Here is a 776-nt window from a genome sequence, read left to right as displayed (position 1 = left end):
TAAAGCACCATGCCTCTTTCAAACTGGAAGTTTATCCGCCTGAAGGCGGAGGTTTCCACCATCAGAAGGACTATGAAGGGATTCAACTTGGAGAGAAAAAGGGTAAAGAAGAGGGATTAAAAGAAGGAGAGAAGAAAGGTAAGATCGAAGTAGCAAAGGCAATGAAGCAAAAAAAGATCAATATGACGATCATTGCTGAAACTTCAGGGCTTTCAATTGAAGAGGTTAAAGAGCTATAAGGATAGCTATCGGAGAGTTGATTGAAGCCCGCGTAGGTCGGGTAAGGCGCGCCTGTGGTGGCCGCGTCGGCCGCGGTGGTTGGCGCGCCGTTACCCGACGCAAGATAGCGGACTACGCCGTGTTGGGTGGCGATCACCACCTGACGGCGGGTAACGAGGCACCCAATCACAGTGGCCAACTCGGCCACGAAGTGTGCCTCTTACCCGCCCTACGCGGACTCCGACAGGTAAGTCTATGTCATATAGTGATTTCACATTAAAAAGAGTCAAGGAAGAACTCAATGTAAATGTGATTGAAGATAGAGATTTGTTTTCCTATATACAAGAAATCCAAATTAGTGATTATTTGTTGACCACCTTAAAATACAATGTGCCACTTGCTATGGCTGTTGGAACTGAAAAGATTCGTTCAGAGCTGATAATTGCAAACGTGTTGCTGGAAGTTAGGAGGATACTAGATATTCAACCACTACCAGCTGAAGCTGGTAGATTGTGCCGCTAAAGCGGCTCGGCGGACTAAACCGCCGACTGAAGAGA

General features: G+C 47.0%; 1 protein-coding gene and 1 pseudogene. Both read left to right on the top strand.

Going from position 1 to position 776, the window contains the following annotated elements; translation table 11 throughout:
* Positions 1-239: pseudogene (locus BQ17_RS21260) on the top strand (hypothetical protein); the annotation flags it as partial.
* A 235-nt stretch (positions 240-474) separates the two neighbouring features.
* The gene (locus BQ17_RS20050) at positions 475-741 is read left to right on the top strand and encodes a hypothetical protein (protein ID WP_141699033.1); all 267 of its coding nucleotides are present in this window, start codon (positions 475-477) and stop codon (positions 739-741) included.
* Positions 742-776 lie beyond the last annotated feature (35 nt).

It is taken from the genome of Candidatus Thiosymbion oneisti, from assembly GCF_900092655.1.
Classification (GTDB): Bacteria; Pseudomonadota; Gammaproteobacteria; order Chromatiales; family Chromatiaceae; genus Thiosymbion; species Thiosymbion oneisti.
This window is presented reverse-complemented; position numbering and strand designations above follow the sequence as displayed.